Genomic DNA, 21,055 nt, shown 5'->3' on the forward strand with positions numbered 1-21,055 from the left:
TGCGCCACAAAGTCCGAACGCATGCTAATATAGAAGATTACGCACAAAAAAGTCCGCTTCTGCTTAAGCAGAACGCGGGCTTTTTTCTTTTTTAAAATAGATATGGAAATGGAGGGTTTGATCAAGCACCTCGGCATGATAACGGTATCCATGCTGCTCCAGAATCGTCTTGACGATGGCAAGTCCGAGACCGGTTCCCGAGTTCTCCTTGGTGCGGGAGCTCTCCAGCACATAAAAGGGCTCCCAAAGCTGGGACACATCGGTGATCTCTCCTTGAAAGACGTTGCTCATATGCAGCTCGATTTCCGAATCCCGCTCCTTGAATGACACATTAATCCGGTGGTATGCCGTATACTTTACCGCATTGCTCAGCAGGTTATGAAAAACCATCCGGATTTTATCCGGGTCGGCATCAATCAGCGAATTTGCGGGCAGCTCGTCACGGATCACCAGTTCCAAATGCCTCGTTTCCAGCTCAAGCCGGAATTGGCCGGCGCATGCAAAAAACAGGTCCTTAACGGCAAACGGCCTGCGTTCGAGCGCGTCTCTCTCGATTTTGGCAAAATGGAGCAGCTCATCGATCAGTTTAGCCATACTTTTGTTCTGACGCAGTATCGTGGCCGCATAGCTTCCGTCATCCAGACCGTCTTGAATCCCCTCGGCATAGGCCTGAATAAGCGAAACCGGCGTTTTCAGCTCATGCGTAATATCCGACATGAACCGCTTGAGGCTCTGGTTTTTCCGGGATAACTCCGCATGTGCGGCCTTTAGCTTGTCGCTCATGGCATTGATGCTCTCCGCCAGTTCCCCGATCTCGTCCCTGGTCTTCGTCCTGGCCTTTCTGAAACGCAGTTCCGAGATATCCTTGGCGACCTCGCCCAGCTCCTTGAGCGGCCTGGTCATCCGGTATGACAGCAGCCAAACCACGAGCACAATGATCAGCACGGAGCCTAAGGCAAGCACGAGTATAAACTCGTTGATCATCTGGATCGTATCGCTGAGATACGCCATGGAAAGCCCGATCAGCACGACGCTCTGATCCTTGCGGATGAAGCTCGCGTAAAAACTGGATTTGAGCTTGCCTTGATCATATATTTTGTTGACGCGGCTGCCTGACTTAATCTTTTGCAGGGATTCATCCGTGATCCAGAACTTATTGAGTGTCACTTTTTTTTGCGCCAGCTGCGCAAGCAGCGACTCATTCAAGTCGTTTTCCCGCTTCTGCAAAGAATCATCCACGATCGTGACATGATACTTCTGTTCCAGCTCAGGAATGGAGACGGCAACCTGATTTGCCGGAATCGCAACTATGGTATCCACGACATGTACCAGTTTTGCTTTGGTCTTGTAAATATAATATTTCGGCAGAAGCAGATTAGCCATCAGCACAAATAGAACAAAGATAAACAAAACGGCAATAGAGATGCTCAGGAAAAGCTTGCGGCCCAGCCTATTCATCACTGGCCTCTACGCTATATCCCATCCCGCGGTGCGTCTTGATCAAATCTTCTCCCACCTTCTCCCGCAATCTTCGTACGTGGGTATCCACCGTCCGTTCATCCCCGAAATAGTCAAGTCCCCAGACCAGATCCAGCAGCTGATGACGCGAGAGAATCTGACCCTTGTGGCGGACAAAACAGGACATTAGTTCGAATTCCGTTTTGGTAACTTGCAGATCCTTGCCATCCTTATAGATTTTACTGCCTTCCATATCAATTCGAATCGTTCCAAAAAATATCTGCCTTTTTTCGTCGCCCAGCAGCTTTTTGGCCCGTAGCACCAGGATTTTGGGATGAAACGGCTTGCGGATAAATTCATCCGCCCCGATGTGGAGCGCCCTCAGCTCATCCTCTTCTTCGCTCTTCGCCGTCAGAATGAGTACTTTCTTATCCGATCGAGCTTTGATTTCCCGGCATACCTCGATTCCGCTTCGCTTCGGCATCATCCAATCGAGAATGGCCAAATCAATCTTCTCCTGGTAAAAGAGCAAGAGAGCCTCCTCGCCATTGACGGCCGTGCATACCTCATAACCTTCCTTTTGAAAATAAGCCGTCAATATCCGGAGCATATCCGGCTCATCATCAGCAATTAATATCCGCATGGCAATCTCCTTTTCGAAAGGCCCCTCTGCTTCTTGTCACATTCATGTAACGGAGCCCCGGTATAGTTGAAGTCGAAAGGGAGGATTCCTATGAAACCCAAACACAGAAAACCTGCCAGCTTCAAACTGCTCTTGCTGCTAGCCGCTCTTCTACTAGCGGCTGCTTCTATCTACTATTATGCAAGACATATCGAGCCAAATCTACTCCAGCTCGAACAGGTGGATATCAGCAGCCCGTCCGTCACAACCGATCTAAACGGGCTAAGCATTATTCAGATTAGTGATCTCCACCTCGGTAAATTCTATTCCCTGGACAAGCTCAAAAAGCTGGTGTCACGCATCAACGGGCTACATCCGGATCTCGTCGTGTTCACGGGGGATCTGATCGATCATTTTTCGCAGTACCATGATGCAAGCAAGGTCGCGCCTATATTGCAGCAAATCAAAGCCAGATATGGAAAATATGCCGTATACGGCAACCATGATCAGGGCGGGGGAGCCAAGCAGCCGTATCTCCGTCTGATGTCGGACAGCGGATTCGATGTGCTTGTCAATGAACACGAAGAAGTTAAGGTGGGACATAGCCGGCTGATCATCGCCGGCCTGGACGATTACCTACTCGGTTCCCCCGATCCGAAACGAACCTTCAAGCAAGTTCCGCAGGACTCTTTCGTGCTCCTGTTGGTGCACGAGCCCGATGTCGCCGATCGTCTCGGTTCATATCAAGTGGATTTGCAGCTTTCCGGGCACAGCCATGGAGGTCAGGTGCAATTGCCCGCTTACGGCTCCCTCTATACTCCGCCGCTTGCCCGAAAATATACGGAAGGACTGTATACCTTTCATAATGGCGATCGAAAGCCTAGATCTGTATACGTCAATCGCGGAGTAGGTACAACCCGGCTTCCGTTCCGTTTTGGCAGCGTTCCGGAGCTGACCCTTTTAACTCTCCGCCAACCGTAGCTTTATGATCGGCAGGTTCAGGACATTAAAAAGGGACTGCACGTACATCGTAGTCCATTATACGACTACGGTCCGTTCAGCCCCCTATTTCGTGTTCCTTAAGCTGCTAATCTCAACAGAAATAATTCCAGTCCTAATACCTTATCAATGGCTCCCGTCTTCATCTGGAAGTCCAGCGTACCTAATCTGCTCAGGATTTGTTTCAACTGTGCAGCCTGGAATTTCCTCGCCTGCTCCCCGGCGATTTTCACCGCGTAGGGATGAAGACTCAACTGCGAAGCGATCTGCTGCTGGGAGTAGCTTTGCCCTCCGAGGTCTTTGACCTGTAAAATAATCCGGAATTGCCGGGCAATCAAGGCTGCAATCTTGATCGGTTCTTCCTTCTGCTTCAGCAGCTCATAAAATATTCCTAACGCCCGGTCCACCCTTAAATTGGCTATATCTTCAACCAACGCAAATACATTCTGCTCCGTATTGCGCGCAATCAGCTGCTCCACGACATTGATGCTGATCGCTCCGCCTTTGCCCGCATACAGGCACAACTTGTCGATCTCGGCCGATAAGGTCTGCAGCTGTGTCCCAGCGTTGCGGACGACCATCTCCGCCGCTCCTGCTTCGAGCGTACAATCGCGTTCCTTCACCTTCTTGCCGATCCACTTCAATAGATCCTCGCTGCCAAGGGGCGTGAAGGAAAGCAGCGTACCTTTGGTTTTCATCTCTTTGACTACTTTTTTTCGTTCGTCCAGCTTCTCTTGGTTAACCAGAAATACAAGTACGCTGTACTCAGCCGGATTTTTCATATATTCAAGGAGCGATTCCACCCGATGCTCCATCTTGGCATTATCCTTGCCTGCAGTAAACACGGAGGCATCTTGCACCAATATCAGCTTGCGCGGTACCATGAAGGGCACCATCTCCGCCTCTTCGACAACCGCTTGCAGCGGCGTGTCCGAGAGATCATAATGCACCAGCGCGAAATCGCGCTCCTCCGGGGTCAACACCTGATCCTCCAGAACAGTGACAAACTCATTCATCTGGTACTTCTCGGTACCATACAACAAGTAGAACGGTGAGATCTCTCCCTGTTTGATTGCCTTGATTGCTGCTTTGACGTCCATATTCTTAGGCCCCCTTTCATCTATGTAGCCTTTTAATGATTTGGCCTGCTTTTAATATTTTATCAAAAATCGGAGCAGCGTAAAACAGCAAACAAAGAGACCCTCCGCACGGGAAGGTCTCTTTGGTCCCAGCTCATCTATGATAAACACCGGCGAAGCAAAGCTCTAGAAACCTTGCTGCCTGCGGTCATCTCGGCGGGTCTGGTACAGTTCTAACCGTATATCGTATTCCGTATCTCCACATTTTGTGCATGCCGCAAACCTATTTATATTTTATCCGGTTCGCCTGTTTCAGGGGTTTGAAGAATCCGAGCCGTTAACCTGATAGGTTTTGCTCGATGTTGTCCCTTGGTCGTCGGTCATCTGGTAGGTAAATACCGTACTGTCCGCGGACCATACACCGGACACCCATGTTCCCGGCAGATCAATGGTCTTCACGGCCGTCTTCTGCCCGTCTTTATCGGAAACGCTGTAAATCGTCAGCTTGTTCTCATCCACCGTAGCGGCATATTTGCCGTCAGGGGAGTTCAATTGAAGAGGGTTTGGTTTTAACGTCGTAATCCCCATCGATTGAAAATCATCCTTCAAAGCCGGATCCTGATCACTTTTCTTCGGATCGGAAGGCGGCGTCTCTGTCGTGTTGCTGTTATCAGCAGCTGCTTTATCCTGGCTGTTGCCGCTATCCGCAGGATCAGTCTGATCCGTGCTGGAAGTTTTCGCCGGGGTACCCGTGTCGCTTTTGCCTTGATCCGGAGCCTGTTTTGTTGATTCTGAAGCGGTACTCCGTGTCACTGCCTTATCCTCCGGCTTACTCGCAGGTTGTTCTGTCGGCTTCGCAGGCTGCTGTTTGGTCGCAGCGTCTGAGGAATGATTTTGAGGAGTCAGTTCCTCGTTACCGGTTTTCAGCGAAGCGCCGTCGGCCATATCCTGTTGGTTGGATTCTCCGATAATGCTTTCCGAAGATTTTTGCTCTACATTTTGCTCCACTCCACCGCTGCCATTCGTGGCTTCACTGGAAGAAGCTGCGGTATCGGCCACCGTTTTCTCAGCTTTAAAAGCCGGTTCCTCTGCCGTCGACAAATGCTTCGGTGTATAGCTATAAATAGCCACTCCCAAAATAATGACCGCCGCGACAGCTCCCATAGCCGTACGTCCGGCAACGGAGTTGCGGAATTTGCTTGTACGCACGGGACGCGCAGGTACAGGCACCATTTCGGCTGGAGGCTCCTCGAGTGAAGCGCTTTTTTCCTGGCGGGCCTGATCTATGGCATCAAGCTGAGGCATAATGGCATCGACAATACTGAATTTGGGAGTCACTTGTGGCAAATCTTCGAGATCCCGGGATAATGATTTCAGCATCCGAAAGGTTTCCGCACATTCAGGACATTGTTTCAAATGGTCATATAATTGAACGGTCTCTTCCTCGCTTAAATCATAATCCAAATAACGGTGCATCCATTCCACCACCTCTGGACATTTCATCCTGATACACCACCTTTCTGATGCTCTTGGAGCATATTCTGCAGCTGCTGCCTGGCCCTGAACAAATAAGACTTCACCGTATTCAGAGGAAGGTTCAGGCAGTCAGCGATTTCATTGTAGGAAAAATCCTGCAAATACCTTAGAACAATAACGGTTCTGTGATGGTCGGGCAGCTGGTCAATGGCTTCTTGGATATCCTGCGCCAAATAAGAGGACATGACTGCCTGTTCCACATTTTGTTTGTCTTGAAAAACGAGCTCGTGTTCATCAATCGAGACGGTAGGTTTCGTGCGCCGAAATTTATCAATGCAAATATTGGTCACGATCCGTTGAACCCATGTTTTAAACTGTGCCTTTTCTTCATAGGAGCCAATCTTGGTATAGATGCGGATCAGCGCTTCCTGTGAAGCATCCATGGCATCCTGTTCATCATTTAAAATGTAATAGGCTGTTCGGTACACCTGATGCTCAATTTCTCTTAATAGGGTGATTAGAGCGTCGCGATCGCCCGATTGAGCGGCTCTGATGAGTCCCTGCTCTACCACAAAGGATCCCCCTCTCCCTGCAATCTTACAGACGTGTAAGAGTGTCAAATTGTTGCAAATTGTAACCAACATTTTTTATCCGATATAATACCCTGACATCTTATGTACTTAAGGGTGGCTTTTGCCCATCCACAAGATGGTAAACCCCAATTAAGAATACCAAATTCTAGTGGGGCCGTCACCTCAATTATAATCGATATCAACTTATCCATTTTACGTGTTTTTTTCAGTCAAATCTTTAAGATTTTGTTAACAAAAAGAACTTATGCCCATAGGCTTCATTTCTTTATACCAAAGCTGCTCATTTATTGGACCGAGTTCAGCTTGTAACGAGTTAACAGTTTCCCGGGCGTAACCTTGACCTGCACTTCCCCGTTCAAATCCGTACGGAATAATTGGATTTTTTCAGCGGTAATCCTTTCGACTACATCCGCATGCGGATGCCCATACAAGTTATTGACCCCTGCAGAGATGACAGCCGCTTTCGGACGCCAATAATGGAGCCAATCCTCGCCGGTCGACGATTTGCTCCCGTGATGGGCAATTTTGATGACATCCACGCCTCCCTCAGGCATTTCAAATTCCCCACCGGCAACAGTGGGCGTTTTTCCGGAGGCCTGAGCATGCTGCACCCGCGAGTGAAGAACATCCTCTTCTGCAGCTTGATCCATATCGCCCGTGAACAAAAACCTTCCTTCATTCATGGTAAGCACAAATGCCGTCGAACTATGGTTTTGATTTTTCTCAATCGGAACCGGAGCCTCATCTGATTCTACCAGAGAGGGTGACAGAAAGAGAAGTTCGGTATGTTCATCAGGCCTTAATTCCATGCCCTGGTGAGCTGCATATACAGGAATTCTTCGGTCTAGGGCTGTATCCATCAGCTTATTAAAGGATGCCGTTCCCGTCAAAGTACCATTAAAAAGCAGCGCCTTTACCGGGATCTGGTCCAGAACAGCCTGAAGTCCACCCGCATGGTCCTGATCGCCGTGTGTCACGATAACCGCGTCGAGCTGGTGAATTCCGCGCTGCTTGAGCAGCGGCACCAGTACTTTGGCGCCGACTTCAAAGGGCTTTTTGCGGTCTTTCCAATCATCCTGGGGTTTGCGGAAGCTGACGGTGCCTCCTCCGTCCACAAGAATATGGCGCCCTTCCGGCGTCGTAATCAAAATGCTATCGCCCTGGCCTACATCGAGGAATTGGATCAATCCCGCACCATGCAGAGATGCAGGCCGATATTCCCAATATATCAAAAATACGAGGCCGAGCATAATCGCGGCAAGAAAGGAAGGTAATTTGTAGTTTTGATGCACGGGTACATGCCACGCTCGAATAGACTGCTGCCCCCCACCAAGTTCCACGGTGTCGTCACCGTTTAGGGCAGGCAACCTGTCTTTTTGGCCAAGCCGATACCGATTTGCCCAATATAACAACAGGTACAGCAGGATAAAGTAGGCGCATATCCATATCCAAGAAGGCGAACGCCATATGGTGATGAATTGCGGATATCCGTTCATCCACCTTACCAGCCAGAAAGTGCCGTCATTCAGCCACTCGGTGATCCGCCCAAGCGTCGTTCCCGCCGGCAGCCAGATCCAGCCAAACAGCAGTGCCGCAGTACCTAAAGGCAATGTAAGAAAAGTAATCAGAGGTACCAATATGAAATTGGCAGCGAAAGACAGCAGTGAAAATTGGTTGAAATAATAGATGGTAAGCGGGAAGGAAACTAACTGGGCAATTAGCGTTACGCCTGCTGCTGCCGCGAAGCGTTTGGGCAGAAAGGCAAGGAGAGGATTCACCAGCGGCACATACAGCATCAGACCGGCCGTCACTAGAAAAGACAATTGAAAGCTGACACTAAGCATATAATACGGATTCCACATCATCATCAGGAGCGCTGCCGCTGAAAGAATATTCATACCGTCCTTCAGCCACCCCTTTCTAGCGGCTATAAGCCCTATCATGCCCATAATGCCTGCCCGCACGACCGATGGACTCACTCCGGATAGGAGAACATATACGGGGATCAATATCATGACGATGAGGAGAGCCTTCTCTCGCGTCACCCTGCATAGGGACAATATAAACAGCAGGCTGGCTACGTATACAGCGACATGCATGCCCGAAATGGCCAGGATATGGGTCAATCCAAGCTGCGAAAACTGCGAATAAGTCTCCGGATCAATATCATCCTGCATTCCGATCAGCAACCCTTTCATATATCCCGCATGCGGTTCTTGAAATATTTGCTCAATTTTACTCCCCAGTCCGTTTCGGACCTTGTCGTTCCAGCGGAAGATCGTCAGTGTACTCCAGAGGGAGGAAGCCGAGGCTTGCACGTTCGGTGTACCCTTAACTTTATATAACCAGTGAACATGTTGGGTGTTCAAATATTTCCCATAATCAAAGCTGCCGAAGTTGCGCGCGGTAGACGGGAGTTCCAACGTGCCGCTCAGCTTGACGTGGTCTCCCCGCTGCCAGATTCCGGCTGCCTTCTGCTGCTCCTTGCTCTGAAGCTTGACCTGCACCATTACCCGTTCGTGAATTTGAGTTAATTCTTCAGGGGCGGATACACCTATGCCGACGTTCTCCCGAATCCATACCGAACTCAGATCTACCTGAAAATCTGCCCTGTCTCCATCCACATTCACGGAAGAGACGATTTTTCCTTCGCCATGCACCGACATGCCATTGATATCTGCTGCCTCCATGACCAGTGCTTCCGGCAGTTCTGTCACATTGCGCGCATCATTCAGCTCCCAGTAAACGCAGGACAAAGTCAGTGCGATCCAGGCGATCGATAGGCTTCGCAGCAGACTTCTTTTTCTAGACATAAAGCCAGCAGCCCCTACCAAGAGCGTAATTCCCGACCAGATCATAAATAATCTGAATCCGGAAGATACGTAACCGATACTGCTTCCTACCAGCCATGAGGCCGTCCATACGATCAAAGGTCTACCTTTCATCCTTCTCCCTCCCAATCCTAAGAACAACTTCTATCGACGTACATCCACAGAAGACAAACCGCTTTTGGATGTAGCTATAAACTAAAAAAAGACCTCTGCTTGCGGCTATAAGCCGCTACTGCAGAGGTCCTTCCCCGGATACTCTTTATTTACGATTAATTGGAGACCGTCATTGCCGTTTCACGTGGCGGCTCATACGATTGCAGTCTCCGAAAAACAATCCCTTTTTGGCTCATCATTTCGTTCACTTTATCGCTGTCCTTCGGATACGAACGATGAAATACAATTTCCGTCACTCCGCTGTTCGCAAGCATATTGGCACAAGTCCAGCAAGGCTCGTCCGTCACATACACAGAGCTGCCTTCACGGTCAATACGATCGGTAAACAGCAGCAAGTTCTGTTCCGCGTGGATGGTGCGTACGCAGCGCTGTTTCTTGACCATTTCCTGCTTGCCGTCCTGTTCCACCACTTCGAGCTCCTCGGCTATCATGCATCCTGCTTCAGAGCAGTCGGGCACTCCCATCGGAGCACCGTTATAGGCCGTTCCCAGCAGTTTTTTTCCCTGAACCAGCACTGCACCCACATGTCTGCGAGGGCAGCGGGAACGCGTGGACACCATGTATGCAATGTCCATAAAGTATGTATCCCAGTCCTTGCGCGCTTCTTCGTTCACATTTATCACCTGTTTTTCGTAGAATAATTGTAAACATTGTAGCACATCTCCGGACTAAAGCTCTACGTAGGCCTTCATTTTCTCGAGTACTTTGGCTCCGATACCCTTCACTTTGTCCAAATCAGACACCTTTTGAAAGGGGCCATGCTGAGTACGATATTCGATGATCGCCTGCGCCTTCTTGGCACCGATCCCGGGAAGATTCATGAGCTCGGCAGCTTGGGCCGTGTTTACGTTTATTTTCCGGGCTGCTGAGCCTTCAGTGGATGGGCTACTGTCTGTCTGGTGTCCCGGGGGAGCAGCGGTCGTTGAAGGTTCAGAAGCGGCGGATTGCGGCTCTGGAAGCCCGGCAGCCGTTCCGGCTTGGCTGGCAGGTAAATTCTGAGCGGTTGGGTTGACCGTTGCCGGTTCAGCCGAGGGTTCCTTAGGATGATCTTGAACGATACTCTCCGCATGGGTTGAAGCCGTTGCTGCCGGGCTTGCCTGCGCAGGCTTATGTTCTTCCTCCAGAGCGATTTCGAGCTTGTCGTTCATCGGTTTCCATTCCTGGATTCCGTCTCCGTGCTTCATGCCCGAGAGTAAAATAACGGCGCTCCCCAGTAAGGCACAGCATACGCTGATTCCTAGAGACAAACGTTTCATGTAAACACCTCTTCTTCCTATTCATATTGTGACCATCCAGGTTACAGCCATTGTAAAAAAACCGGATCGCGCGCTCCCAGTCGTTATGTGTTCTCCCGGATCAACCAGCGTTAGGTGTATCTTTCATAAAATAAAATGCTTCGCCCGGACTGTTCCTGCCGAAAAACCGTCATGAGGTGCAGGTTCATACGCATACATTAAGGAGAAGGATTGCGCCGTTACCGCAAAGCACGAAAGGAGGGGACCTATATGAAGGTCGGATTCATCGGAACCGGCAGTATGGGAAGCATGTTGCTCGATGCCTTCATTACTTCCGGTGCGCTCAAGCCTCAGCAAATCTTCGCCAGCAACCGTACGGCAGAAAAGGCGGAATTGCTGGCCCAGCGACATCCCGGACTGAATGTTTGCAGCAGTAATGTGGAAAATGTCAAAAATAGCGATATTTTGTTTCTATGCGTAAAACCGCTTCAGTATAAAGTCTTGATCGATGAAATCGGAGATGAAGTGCATCCGGATCAAATCCTCGTATCCATTACCAGTCCGGTTCAAATTCATCATCTGGAAAGCGCCCTTACCTGTAAAATCGCTAAAATCATTCCAAGCATTACGCATTTGACTCTTAGCGGAGCTTCTCTCTGCATGTACGGAAGCCGGATAACTGCGGAAGACAGGCTGCTTTTGGAAAAACTCGTGGGCTCCTTCAGCCGGCCACTGGAGATTCAGGAATCGCATGTGCGCATTACTTCGGACTTCTCCAGCTGCGGACCTGCTTTCATCAGTTTCTTTTTGGATCAATGGATCGAAGCGGCGGTTGAGAAAACCGGGATAAGTCGTGACCATTGTACGGCGCTTGCCAGCGAAATGCTGCTTGGAACAGGCAAGCTGCTTACGGAAGGCGGATTCAAGCCTCAAGAGCTTCAGGAGCGTGTGGCCGTTCCCGGCGGCATTACAGCTGAAGCTCTTTCCTTGCTAAAGCACAGCCTGGATGGTGTATTTCATCAGCTTATCTCCACTACGCATGCCAAATATGATGAAGATCTGAATAAATGTGATATTCTCTTTGGCGATTCCAAACCTTAGCCGTTGCACATCAAGGGCCTGCTCCAAAAAAAATCCCCGTACAAAATAAATTGTACGGGGATTGAATGCTTTTCGATCCTGTTTATGATTTAGTTGGCTACGATATTCACCAGTTTGCCTGGCACGGCGACCACCTTGCGTACGGTCTTGCCTGCGATGGCTTGCTGCACTTGCTCCAGGGACATGCTGTATTCCTGCATGGCTTCCTGGCTCATGTCTTTAGCAATCTTGGCGCGTTGAACGATTTTTCCGTTCACCTGGATCACGATTTCGACCTCCGCGTCTACGGTCCATGCTTCGTCAAAAGCAGGCCATGAAGCGTAAGTGATGCTCTCCTGATGTCCAAGACGCTCCCAAAGCTCTTCGGTAATATGCGGTGCGAAAGACGAAAGCAATTGCGTAAAGTCTTCGATCGCTTGGCGCGGAATCGAATCTGCTTTATAAGCGTCATTGATGAAGATCATCAGCTGGCTGATCGCCGTGTTGAAGCGTAGATGCTCCATATCTTCAGTCACTTTTTTGATCGTTTTATGCCATACGCGTTTGAATTCATCGCTGCCTTCATGGTCCGTAATCTTCGGATTCAGGCTGCCGTCTTCATTGACGACGAGACGCCATACGCGGGAGAGGAAGCGGTGAGCGCCTTCCACGCCATTTTCATTCCATGGCTTCGTCGCTTCGAGCGGCCCCATGAACATTTCATAGATGCGGAGCGTATCCGCGCCATAATTCTCAACGATTTCATCCGGGTTGATGACGTTGCCGCGGGATTTACTCATTTTCTCGTTGTTCGTGCCGAGAATCATGCCTTGGTTCACCAGCTTCTGGAACGGCTCTTTGGTGCTGACCACGCCCAGATCATAGAGAACTTTATGCCAGAAACGGGCGTACAGCAGGTGAAGCACCGCATGCTCGACGCCACCGATATACAGATCTACCGGCATCCATTCGCGTTCTTTCTCCTTCGAAATAAGCTCCTCTTGGTTGTGAGGATCGATGAACCGCAGATAGTACCAGCAGCTGCCTGCCCATTGCGGCATGGTGTTGGTCTCGCGGCGTGCTTTCATGCCGGTTTCCGGATCAACCGTCTCAACCCACTCGGTTACATTTGCAAGCGGCGATTCTCCGGTTCCGGATGGTTTAATCTGCTCGATATCCGGCAGCATCAGAGGAAGCTGATCCTCCGGAACGGTTTTCATTGTGCCGTCCTCAAGATGCAGAATCGGAATTGGTTCTCCCCAATAACGCTGGCGGCTGAACAACCAGTCGCGCAGACGGTATGTGGTTTTACCTTGTCCCTTACCGCTCTCATCGAGCCATGCGATCATTTTGGCGATTGCTTCTTTCGTACCCATGCCGTCCAGGAAGCCGGAGTTCACATGCTCGCCTTCTCCACTGTATGCCTCTTCCTGCACATTGCCGCCTTTAACGACTTCAATAATCTCAAGGCCGAACTGCTTCGCGAATTCCCAGTCGCGTGCATCATGTCCCGGTACCGCCATAATAGCGCCGGTTCCATATCCTGCAAGCACGTAATCAGCGATCCAGATTGGCAGCTTCGCGCCATTGACCGGATTCACTGCAAAAGCACCTGTAAATACACCTGTTTTGTCCTTGGCCAAATCGGTACGTTCCAGATCGCTCTTGCGTGCCGCTTGATCTTGATAAGCTTTTACCGCTTCCTTCTGATCCGGAGTTGTAATTCCATCTACCAGATCATGCTCAGGAGCGAGTACGCAGTAGCTGGCGCCAAAGAGGGTGTCTGGACGTGTCGTAAACACAGTCAGTTGGCTGTCATGCCCTTCAATATCAAAGGCCACTTCAGCCCCTACGGATTTACCGATCCAGTTGCGCTGCATGTCCTTGATGCTTTCGGACCAATCCAGCTCTTCCAAATCCTCGAGCAGGCGCTCGGCATATTCGGTAATTTTGAGTACCCATTGTCTCATTGGTTTACGGACAACCGGATGTCCTCCGCGTTCGCTCTTCCCGTCGATGACCTCTTCGTTCGCAAGAACGGTACCCAATGCCGGGCACCAGTTTACGGGCAGCTCAGCTACATATGCGAGCCCCTTGTTGTACAGCTGGATGAAAATCCACTGCGTCCATTTGTAATAATCCGGATCCGTGGTGCTGATCTCCCGGTCCCAGTCATAGGAGAAACCGAGGGATTTGATCTGACGGCGGAAGTTGTTGATATTCTTGACCGTAATGTCACGGGGATGTTCGCCTGTATCCAGCGCGTGCTGCTCCGCAGGCAGGCCGAACGCGTCCCAGCCCATTGGATGAAGTACATTGTAGCCGCGCATTCTTTTATAGCGGGACACGATGTCCGTAGCGGTATAGCCTTCCGGATGTCCTACGTGCAGACCTGCTCCGGATGGATACGGGAACATATCAAGCGCATAAAACTTCGGCTTGCCCGCCTCTTCTCCGGTTTTGAACGTGTGATGCTCATCCCAATACTTTTGCCACTTCGGTTCGATGGCCTGGGGATGATACCCCTGTCCCTGAACCTGATGTTGATTTTCACTCATGCTCTACCAGCCTCCTGTGCAGTCCCATGCCGCCCTTCCTTATCCCGGCGACCCTGCTTTAGCAATCTTTTTCCAAACAAAAAAACCTCTTCATCCATAGCGCATCATCGCTAGGGACGAGAGGTTTGATTCCCGTGGTACCACCCTAGTTAGCGGAAAGTATGCTTTATCCCCGCTCACTTTGCACCCTATAACGCGGGTGAACCGATGATCCTTCGCGCAAAATTCTAGCGCTTCACATCATTACTCCGAGGCGAGTTCATCTCAAATCGTCAACCGGCTTGCACCTACCGCCGGCTCTCTGAATGACATCCCTGAAACTAGTACCCCTCATCATCGCTTTCATTTGAAATTTAGATGAAACATTGAACCATATTATATATAAAAATCGGCTCTTAGTCAATGTAATTTGCGTCCTGCACAGGTGCCGCCTTCTCTTAGCATCCCTTGGTGGGAAAGACATTTCTCCCATCCTAGATCCGCTTCCTGCAAGTATTCCCCAAAAATCACCGATGATCTTGATTATTTGCTCCCTTGTTGATCCCAGCGGTCATATGCCGCCTGATAGATCTCGACGATCCGGTCGCTGCCCATCTTCTTCAGCTGGTCTTTGTATTTATCCCAGCCTGACAGCGGTTCCTGGCCCGTAACAAATTTCGCTTCCATCTGTTCAACATAATTGTTCAGATCGGAGAGCAGCGATGTGACCTCGGTTTGTTCCGCTTCTGTCAGGAACACATTCGGATACGGCACCTTAGCATAAGGGATAATTTTCTCCTGATTTTCCTTGTCGACCCATTCGTCAATGTCGCTTCTCAAGCCCTTCGACACTTCTGGCAGGCTGACGCCAGGCGTCGTGATTCCATAGTTCGGGGTAATTTTCCCGCGATAGTTCTCACGGTCTCCCCCGTCCGGAACAGGCAGCCATTCTTTCACATGATTTTCTTTGTCCTTATACTTCCAAAGCAGATTTTCCGGCCCTTGGTTGAACAAAGTGGATCCTTCATAGTCATATTGGTAATCGACCCAGCGCATCGTTGCTTCCGGAGCCGGATTCGTGCTGGAGATCGCGAAGGTGCCGTTCTTAGAAATGCCCGAAGACTTTGCGGCAACCGGTGAATCCGGGAAGCCTGTTTTCAGCGGCGCCATGACAGGGTTGGCGGTATTCGGTTCCCCGCCCAGCATAAAATACGGAAGCCAGTCGTTAAACAGGGCGACCTGATTGTTTTTCCCCTTGGCCTTTTTCTGTTCATCGGTTTGGGAGAAGGTTTCATGGTCGAGCAAGTTATCCGTCCACAGCCGGTTCAGGAAGGTAAGATACTCTTTGTACCCTTCCTCTTGCGGCGTATAATGCACCTTGCCCTGCTTGTCCGCATAATACACCTCATCATAAATGCCCCAGAATCCGAGCATTTGCACACGAATATCCTTCAACTTGGTCGATGTCAGCGGGATTTCATCCGCCTTGCCATTACCGTTCGGATCCTCGGTCTTCACCCGTTTCAGGTAGTCATACAGCTCATCCGGCGTTTCCGGAAGCTTGGTTACGCCCAGCTTTTTGAGAAAACTTCCGTTGTAGTAAAGCGGGCTCTTATACCACACCGCACCTTTATCAACATATGGCAGGGCATAAATATGCCCGTCCGGAGTCGTGATGGATTTTCTGACCTCCGGGTTCTCATCCAGCAATTTTTTGATATGAGGCGCGTACTCGTCAATCAGCTTTTCCAGCGGAACGAGCGTGCCCTGGCTGCCGTAGGTTACCTGTTCGGCTGGGGTCAGGCTGGCTGCATAGAATATATCCGGCAGATCGCCGCTCGCAAAGATCAGATTCTTCTTCGTCTCGAAACTGTCCACGGGAACCGTCTGGAAGGTCAGCTTGATGTTCGACAGTTTCTCCATTTCTTTAAATACTTGCATCGTATCCCATTTCGCACTACCTACATCAGGCGCGAACACGGACAATGTTATCGGCTTGTCAACGATCGGGAAGCCTTCTTTATGCACGTTTTCCGCCGTATTCGACGCTTGTCCGCCGTCGCCAGCATTTTTGGAACCGGAACCGCATGCCGCCAAGAACGAAGCGGACATGGCCAGGCATAAGAACATGGCCCATGGTTTTAAGTATTTTCTCATCAGATGAATCCTCCTTTTATCGTTGTGACCCGGCTTGGATGTGAAACTTCCCTCCTTTTGAAATGAGCTACAACCTAAATTTCACGCCTTCCGTAGGGGCTATATTGTAGAAAGCTAAGATTGTTCAACTGCTGACCCCCGGAAAAATGATAGCGTTTACAAAAAGTGTAGTGACACACTCCATTAACGTAAATATGTTATTTTTGATATGTTAAATATAAGTGCGAAATTGCCTGTAATACCCGCATTTTCTTGCCATATAGCCGATCTCAAGGATATAAATAATATGTCAAATATGATCTCTGATAGAATACATATCCGTTTAAAGAAACCGCAAATTATGAACTGAATGCATAAATTTACGCTGCAAAAACAAAAATAACCCTTGTCCGTCCAAACTTAATGAACCAGGGGGAGTGTTCGTATGCGTGAAGGTTTGATTCCTGCCGTTCTTGGAACCGTAGTATCTGCTTCCGGCGCCGCGCTGCTCGGCAGCAAGTACAAGCTTGCCGCCACAGGAATTTTAGGATTCGGTCTGGCTCATGTCGTACTCGGAACGATCGATTTAATCGAACACCGATAAGAAAAAGCTTGGATAGGTGAAAAACAAAAAAGGCTGGCTGTCAGAACAATCTTGTTCCGGCAGACCAGCCCTTTTTGATGATCACAGGTTTTCAATGCATTTTTACATGTTTATTGAGGATTGGTCGTCCAGATTCCCGCAGACTTCACGAACACGCGGGCTGGAAGCTTCAAAGTGGCCAAAGCCAGTTCCGCTACATCTTCCGGCTGCATCATCCGGTCTTCATCCCCGATACCCAGATTGTTGTCACGGGCAAGATCGGTATTTACGGTGCTTGGAGTCAACGCAATGACCCGGATATTCTTTTTGCGTACTTCCTGCAGCAGCGATTCCGTCAGCCCCATGATTCCGAATTTGGACGCGCAATAGGCTGAACCGGTCGCAAACCCCTTCTCGCCCGCCGTCGAGGATATATTGATGATATTGCCGCTATTCTGTTCGATCATGGTCGGGAGAACCGCGCGGGAAACGTAGTATGTACCCATCAGGTTTACCTGGATTATGCGTTCCCACTGTTCTGGTTCCATCTCAGCCACGGTGCCGAAAGCAGCAATACCGGCGTTATTGATCAGAATATCGATGCTTCCGAGCTCCTGACCCAGCTTCGATACGGCTTCCTCTACTTCCTTGCGCGAGGATACGTCCGCTGTCGCCGTGTAGACCGATACTCCGTACTCCTTCGTCAGTGATTCCTTAAGGGCTTCCAAATCCGCAGCCGTTCTTGCCATCAGTCCGAGATGCACCCCTTCTTTGGCGAGTGCCGTAGCGATGGCAAGACCGATGCCTTTTCCGGCACCCGTAATGATGGCCGTTTTATCTTTTAGATTGGTAAGTTTCATTTCAAATCCATCCTTTCTGTTTTTGGTACTCCATACTATTTACCCATCATCCCAGATGGTAAAAAGCCCCGGAAACCATTGTTCCGAGGCTTTATCGTTCCCATTTGCAGATGTCCTTAACCTGATTTCAGCTCGGGAAACAACCTGCTATTTTACCGCCACATAGAACAGTCTTTGAGCATCGTCTCCGGCTTCCACCCATTCAAAATCCGCGTAGCATTTCACATCTCGGAATCCCGCTTTGACCAGCTCCGTCTTCATCCACTCCGGATCGTACGCCCGCTGGACATGCGTTTCCTCGAAGCGCCGGTACAGATCGCTTTGCTCCTCTTTTGCAAAAATGCTCAAATGATGCTCAATCTCGCAGCGGGGAGCGTCCAGCTCACAGGTCCAAATGTAGGATACCGACCTGTCGTCCCATACAAAAGGCTGCTCTTCGTCATAACGGATGATCGTGTTCGGGTGATGCACGTCGAACAGGAAAATGCCGCCTTCCTTCAGTCCTTTGAACGTTTGCGCAAATGCGGAGATGACATCCCTCTCCTCAAGCAAATAACTAAAGCAATCGCAGAAGGAAATGACCGCATCCACCTGATCCGGAATTTCCCATTCCCGCATATCCTGCTGTACCCAGCGGATGGAACCTTCGCGGTAGAGGCGGCTGCCCTGCGGCGTGCTCTCCATCTTCCGTCTTGCCACAGACAGCATATCCGCGGATAAATCAATGCCCGTCACTTCGAAGCCCGAATTTACAAGAGGAATGGTGATGCTGCCAGTTCCGCAGCCCAGTTCGACCACGCTTTTCGGCATACTTCCATGCTTCTCCCATGCCTGCCGCGCAAAGCGAAGCCAATCGGGATACGGCATGTCCTCCATCAATTCATCGTAGACATATGCAAATTTTCGGTATGAAGACATGATGCCACCGCGCTTTCTATTCACTTTCAGCATTCCGTTGACAGAATACTTGTAATCCATTCATACAGGGTAAAGAGTTATTTATCCTGTTCCTCGGAATCCGACTTTACCAAATACGTCCAACTTTCCTTCTGCGTCACAAGGCCTTCCTTCATCAGCTTGCCCAAAGCCCGTTTAAAGGCTGATTTGCTGATTCCGAAGCGCTGCTTGATGATATCGGGAGGCGTTGCGTCAGAGTAGGGCATTCCCCCGGTCGGACGCTCCTTCAAGAAAGTAAGAATCCGTTCCGAATCCTGGTCCCGGCCGACTTCCTTGCGCTGGGCCATGGACAAGTTAACTCGTCCGTCTTCACGTATATGGCTCACGCGCACATCCACTTCCTCACCGAGTCTTAACAAGTTAAGACGCTCTGAAGAATGGATCATACCGATCACGCCAAGTCCAATCACGCCGCCGTCCACGATAACGAAGGTTCCCATTTGCAATGGTCTGTAAACGGTAGCCTTGAACCACTGGTTCAGCCAGGATGAAGGAGCATTGAAGGCATGACGGGACAGTTCCTGTTCTCCGGCCAGTTTGGCACGAAGACGTCCCTGCTTGTCATGTTCCATAATCACGAATACGGAGTCTCCCACCTGCGGACGCAATTCCTTAAGCTCAGGCAGCTCCCGGACCGGCAGCAGTAGCTGGCGGCCAAGACCCATTTCCAAAAAGCAACCGAGCCGTGGATGAACATCGGCAACGACCAGTTTGGCCATTTCTCCAAGTGTAAGATAAGGCTTTTTCATCGTAGCCGCGAGACGGTCTTCGGTATCATAGAAGATAAATACCTCGACTTCGTCTCCGGGTTTGATCTCTCGCGTCAATTCCGTATAATGCAGCAGAACATCCTGATCTCCTGCATCCAGAAAGTATCCGTAAGGCGACACTTCGCGCAGCACTTCAAAAGTCTCGATTGTTCCTGCTACCAGACTCATACCGATTCCACAACCTTGGCATCCGACCATAAGCGTTCGATATTGTAATAATCGCGCTCATCCCGGTGGAAAACATGGACGATCACGTCGCCCAGGTCAATCAGCACCCAGCGCGCAGAGTTCATGCCTTCGATGCCGCGGATTTCCGAACCGGCTTCCTGCACGCGTTTGCGGATTTCAGTCGCGATTGACTGAACCTGAACATCCGAGTTACCGTGACAAATCACAAAATAATCCGAAATCAGGGACACGCCTTTCAAATCAAGCGCTACAACGTTCATTGCTTTTTTATCTTCAGCAGCTTCCACTGCAATGTTCAATAATTGTTCTGACGTAAGGGTCATGAATTCGCCTCCAACTGTTTAATAAGATCATTACGGGCAAACACGGTCAGCGGATAAATAATCTGCCGCCGCGATACAAGCAGGCTGATGGTTGAATCAAACCCCGCGATCAGCCCTTCTTCAAGGCTATGGTTGGCCAGTTCACGAATATTATTCACACCGGGAAAATCCCTTCCCGGTTCAATATAATCCGCAAGGCAAACCACTTTGTCCATCAGTGTCATGCCAATTCGTCCGGAGGTATGATACTTGATCGCATCGAGCACCTCCAGATCTTCAACACCGTAGTCTTGCTTGGCAACAAAGGCTCCCACCTCGGCATGCCAGAGCGATTTATCATAGAACAAGAGATCCTTGGATAAATCATTTTCCCGGATAACGGACTCCATCTGTTTGACGGGCCAATACTTCGCGACATCATGCAATATTGCAGCTCTCTCCGCCTTCACGGGATCGGCGCCATATTTCTCAGCCAGCTTCACCGCCGATTCCATGACACCTTGCGTATGCTGCCAGCGCATGGCCGGCATTTGCTGCGAAACGGAGCTAATCAGTTCTTCGCGGCTGAATTCCATATAATCCTCTCCTTCTGATATAGTCATAGACACTGTCCGTTACCATATAGCGGATTGAATGACCGGTAGTCAGCCTCTCCCTGATTTCGGTAGAGGAAATATCGACCTGTGGCATGTCGGCAAGAAGCACTTTCCCCTTTAAGTAAGAGGGCAGCACTTCCAAATCCAGCTCGGACCCCGGCCGGCCGACGCCGATAAAGCTCATGATGCCAACCAGTTCCTCAATCCCCTCCCATTTGGGAAGATAATTGACCATGTCAGCTCCGATAATAAAATGAAAATCTATACCTTCAAAGGAGCTGCGGATATCCTTTACCGTATCGATGGTATAGGAAACGCCGCCCCTTCTGATCTCAATATCGAGTGTGCGGAAACAGGGATGGTCCGATATCGCTTCAGCCACCATGCCGAGCCGGTCTTCACCGGAAGCTCCGGCCTGTTCCTTGTGGGGCGGGATATGGCTTGGCATGAACCAAACCTGGTCAAGACCGAAGGAATCCCTTGCCGCTTCAGCAGCCAGCAGATGGCCAATGTGAATCGGATCAAAGGTACCGCCCATGATGCCTACCTTCATGGTG

At 50.0% G+C, this 21,055-nt stretch carries 19 protein-coding genes and 1 other annotated feature; of the genes, 3 read left to right on the top strand and 16 right to left on the bottom strand.

Annotated elements, in window-relative coordinates:
• Positions 1-63: 63 nt before the first annotated feature.
• Positions 64-1,458: a HAMP domain-containing sensor histidine kinase gene (locus GRF59_RS17040; RefSeq protein WP_160498883.1), complete on the bottom strand. Its 1,395-nt coding sequence runs from the start codon at positions 1,456-1,458 to the stop codon at positions 64-66.
• Complete coding sequence (locus GRF59_RS17045) at positions 1,451-2,101, bottom strand: response regulator transcription factor (protein ID WP_160498884.1); 651 nt, start codon at positions 2,099-2,101, stop codon at positions 1,451-1,453. Before GRF59_RS17045 ends, GRF59_RS17040 begins: the two co-directional genes overlap by 8 nt.
• A 90-nt stretch (positions 2,102-2,191) precedes the next feature.
• Here GRF59_RS17045 and GRF59_RS17050 point away from each other — a divergent pair, with 90 nt between their 5' ends.
• Positions 2,192-3,061 carry a metallophosphoesterase gene (locus GRF59_RS17050; protein WP_160498885.1) on the top strand — a complete coding sequence of 290 codons (870 nt, stop codon included), beginning with the start codon at positions 2,192-2,194 and terminating at the stop codon, positions 3,059-3,061.
• A gap of 98 nt (positions 3,062-3,159) precedes the next feature.
• Here GRF59_RS17050 and holA read toward each other — a convergent pair whose 3' ends face one another.
• From holA to GRF59_RS17080, 6 genes are all read right to left on the bottom strand, one after another.
• Positions 3,160-4,179: a DNA polymerase III subunit delta gene (gene holA, locus GRF59_RS17055; protein WP_160498886.1), complete on the bottom strand. Its 1,020-nt coding sequence runs from the start codon at positions 4,177-4,179 to the stop codon at positions 3,160-3,162.
• 291 nt (positions 4,180-4,470) lie between these two features.
• The gene (locus GRF59_RS17060) at positions 4,471-5,661 is read right to left on the bottom strand and encodes a zf-HC2 domain-containing protein (RefSeq protein ID WP_160498887.1); all 1,191 of its coding nucleotides are present in this window, start codon (positions 5,659-5,661) and stop codon (positions 4,471-4,473) included.
• A complete protein-coding gene (locus GRF59_RS17065; RefSeq protein ID WP_160498888.1) occupies positions 5,658-6,206 on the bottom strand; it encodes an RNA polymerase sigma factor in 549 nt (182 codons plus the stop codon). The genes GRF59_RS17060 and GRF59_RS17065 overlap by 4 nt, the downstream gene beginning before the upstream one ends.
• A gap of 305 nt (positions 6,207-6,511) precedes the next feature.
• Entirely contained in the window at positions 6,512-9,172 is a 2,661-nt protein-coding gene (locus GRF59_RS17070) for a ComEC/Rec2 family competence protein (RefSeq protein ID WP_160498889.1), read from the bottom strand.
• Between the two features lie 155 nt (positions 9,173-9,327).
• On the bottom strand, positions 9,328-9,846 hold the full coding sequence (locus GRF59_RS17075) for a deaminase (protein WP_160498890.1): 519 nt from the start codon (positions 9,844-9,846) through the stop codon (positions 9,328-9,330).
• Between the two features lie 54 nt (positions 9,847-9,900).
• Positions 9,901-10,488: a ComEA family DNA-binding protein gene (locus GRF59_RS17080; protein ID WP_160498891.1), complete on the bottom strand. Its 588-nt coding sequence runs from the start codon at positions 10,486-10,488 to the stop codon at positions 9,901-9,903.
• A gap of 249 nt (positions 10,489-10,737) precedes the next feature.
• Here GRF59_RS17080 and comER point away from each other — a divergent pair, with 249 nt between their 5' ends.
• Positions 10,738-11,568: a late competence protein ComER gene (comER, locus tag GRF59_RS17085; protein WP_160498892.1), complete on the top strand. Its 831-nt coding sequence runs from the start codon at positions 10,738-10,740 to the stop codon at positions 11,566-11,568.
• 89 nt (positions 11,569-11,657) lie between these two features.
• Here the strand turns inward: comER and leuS are convergent, their stop codons facing one another.
• Together leuS and GRF59_RS17095 are read right to left on the bottom strand one after the other, a co-directional pair.
• The gene (gene leuS / locus GRF59_RS17090) at positions 11,658-14,105 is read right to left on the bottom strand and encodes a leucine--tRNA ligase (protein WP_160498893.1); all 2,448 of its coding nucleotides are present in this window, start codon (positions 14,103-14,105) and stop codon (positions 11,658-11,660) included.
• 109 nt (positions 14,106-14,214) lie between these two features.
• Positions 14,215-14,451: a binding site (T-box leader), on the bottom strand.
• A gap of 176 nt (positions 14,452-14,627) precedes the next feature.
• A complete protein-coding gene (locus GRF59_RS17095) occupies positions 14,628-16,241 on the bottom strand; it encodes a type 2 periplasmic-binding domain-containing protein (RefSeq protein ID WP_160498894.1) in 1,614 nt (537 codons plus the stop codon).
• Between the two features lie 424 nt (positions 16,242-16,665).
• Between GRF59_RS17095 and GRF59_RS17100 the strand changes: the two genes are divergently transcribed.
• On the top strand, positions 16,666-16,824 hold the full coding sequence (locus GRF59_RS17100) for an asparagine synthase (protein ID WP_160498895.1): 159 nt from the start codon (positions 16,666-16,668) through the stop codon (positions 16,822-16,824).
• 110 nt (positions 16,825-16,934) lie between these two features.
• Here GRF59_RS17100 and GRF59_RS17105 read toward each other — a convergent pair whose 3' ends face one another.
• The 6 genes from GRF59_RS17105 to nadD all read right to left on the bottom strand — a co-directional run bounded on the left by GRF59_RS17105 (position 16,935) and on the right by nadD (position 21,051).
• Positions 16,935-17,663 carry a 3-ketoacyl-ACP reductase gene (locus tag GRF59_RS17105; RefSeq protein WP_160498896.1) on the bottom strand — a complete coding sequence of 243 codons (729 nt, stop codon included), beginning with the start codon at positions 17,661-17,663 and terminating at the stop codon, positions 16,935-16,937.
• Between the two features lie 147 nt (positions 17,664-17,810).
• The gene (locus GRF59_RS17110) at positions 17,811-18,581 is read right to left on the bottom strand and encodes a class I SAM-dependent DNA methyltransferase (protein ID WP_160499135.1); all 771 of its coding nucleotides are present in this window, start codon (positions 18,579-18,581) and stop codon (positions 17,811-17,813) included.
• A gap of 77 nt (positions 18,582-18,658) precedes the next feature.
• Entirely contained in the window at positions 18,659-19,558 is a 900-nt protein-coding gene (locus GRF59_RS17115) for a CvfB family protein (protein WP_160498897.1), read from the bottom strand.
• A complete protein-coding gene (gene rsfS / locus GRF59_RS17120; protein WP_160498898.1) occupies positions 19,555-19,902 on the bottom strand; it encodes a ribosome silencing factor in 348 nt (115 codons plus the stop codon). The genes GRF59_RS17115 and rsfS overlap by 4 nt, the downstream gene beginning before the upstream one ends.
• Positions 19,899-20,477, bottom strand: a complete 579-nt coding sequence (gene yqeK / locus GRF59_RS17125; RefSeq protein ID WP_160498899.1) for a bis(5'-nucleosyl)-tetraphosphatase (symmetrical) YqeK — start codon at positions 20,475-20,477, stop codon at positions 19,899-19,901. Before yqeK ends, rsfS begins: the two co-directional genes overlap by 4 nt.
• Positions 20,449-21,051: a nicotinate-nucleotide adenylyltransferase gene (gene nadD, locus GRF59_RS17130; RefSeq protein WP_160498900.1), complete on the bottom strand. Its 603-nt coding sequence runs from the start codon at positions 21,049-21,051 to the stop codon at positions 20,449-20,451. Before nadD ends, yqeK begins: the two co-directional genes overlap by 29 nt.
• Positions 21,052-21,055: the final 4 nt, after the last annotated feature.

This window comes from Paenibacillus dendrobii, assembly GCF_009807035.1.
Taxonomy (GTDB): Bacteria; Bacillota; Bacilli; order Paenibacillales; family Paenibacillaceae; genus Paenibacillus_AQ; species Paenibacillus_AQ dendrobii.

Coding starts and splice junctions, on each gene's coding strand:
- GRF59_RS17100 (WP_160498895.1), top strand. CDS start 16,666: ATGCGTGAAGGTTTGATTCCTGCCGTTCTTGGAACCGTAGTATCTGCT.
- holA (WP_160498886.1), bottom strand. CDS start 4,179: ATGGACGTCAAAGCAGCAATCAAGGCAATCAAACAGGGAGAGATCTCA.
- comER (WP_160498892.1), top strand. CDS start 10,738: ATGAAGGTCGGATTCATCGGAACCGGCAGTATGGGAAGCATGTTGCTC.
- nadD (WP_160498900.1), bottom strand. CDS start 21,051: ATGAAGGTAGGCATCATGGGCGGTACCTTTGATCCGATTCACATTGGC.
- GRF59_RS17050 (WP_160498885.1), top strand. CDS start 2,192: ATGAAACCCAAACACAGAAAACCTGCCAGCTTCAAACTGCTCTTGCTG.
- GRF59_RS17080 (WP_160498891.1), bottom strand. CDS start 10,488: ATGAAACGTTTGTCTCTAGGAATCAGCGTATGCTGTGCCTTACTGGGG.
- GRF59_RS17095 (WP_160498894.1), bottom strand. CDS start 16,241: ATGAGAAAATACTTAAAACCATGGGCCATGTTCTTATGCCTGGCCATG.
- leuS (WP_160498893.1), bottom strand. CDS start 14,105: ATGAGTGAAAATCAACATCAGGTTCAGGGACAGGGGTATCATCCCCAG.
- GRF59_RS17070 (WP_160498889.1), bottom strand. CDS start 9,172: ATGAAAGGTAGACCTTTGATCGTATGGACGGCCTCATGGCTGGTAGGA.
- rsfS (WP_160498898.1), bottom strand. CDS start 19,902: ATGACCCTTACGTCAGAACAATTATTGAACATTGCAGTGGAAGCTGCT.
- GRF59_RS17105 (WP_160498896.1), bottom strand. CDS start 17,663: ATGAAACTTACCAATCTAAAAGATAAAACGGCCATCATTACGGGTGCC.
- GRF59_RS17115 (WP_160498897.1), bottom strand. CDS start 19,558: ATGAGTCTGGTAGCAGGAACAATCGAGACTTTTGAAGTGCTGCGCGAA.
- GRF59_RS17045 (WP_160498884.1), bottom strand. CDS start 2,101: ATGCGGATATTAATTGCTGATGATGAGCCGGATATGCTCCGGATATTG.
- GRF59_RS17060 (WP_160498887.1), bottom strand. CDS start 5,661: ATGAAATGTCCAGAGGTGGTGGAATGGATGCACCGTTATTTGGATTAT.
- GRF59_RS17110 (WP_160499135.1), bottom strand. CDS start 18,581: ATGTCTTCATACCGAAAATTTGCATATGTCTACGATGAATTGATGGAG.
- yqeK (WP_160498899.1), bottom strand. CDS start 20,477: ATGGAATTCAGCCGCGAAGAACTGATTAGCTCCGTTTCGCAGCAAATG.
- GRF59_RS17040 (WP_160498883.1), bottom strand. CDS start 1,458: ATGAATAGGCTGGGCCGCAAGCTTTTCCTGAGCATCTCTATTGCCGTT.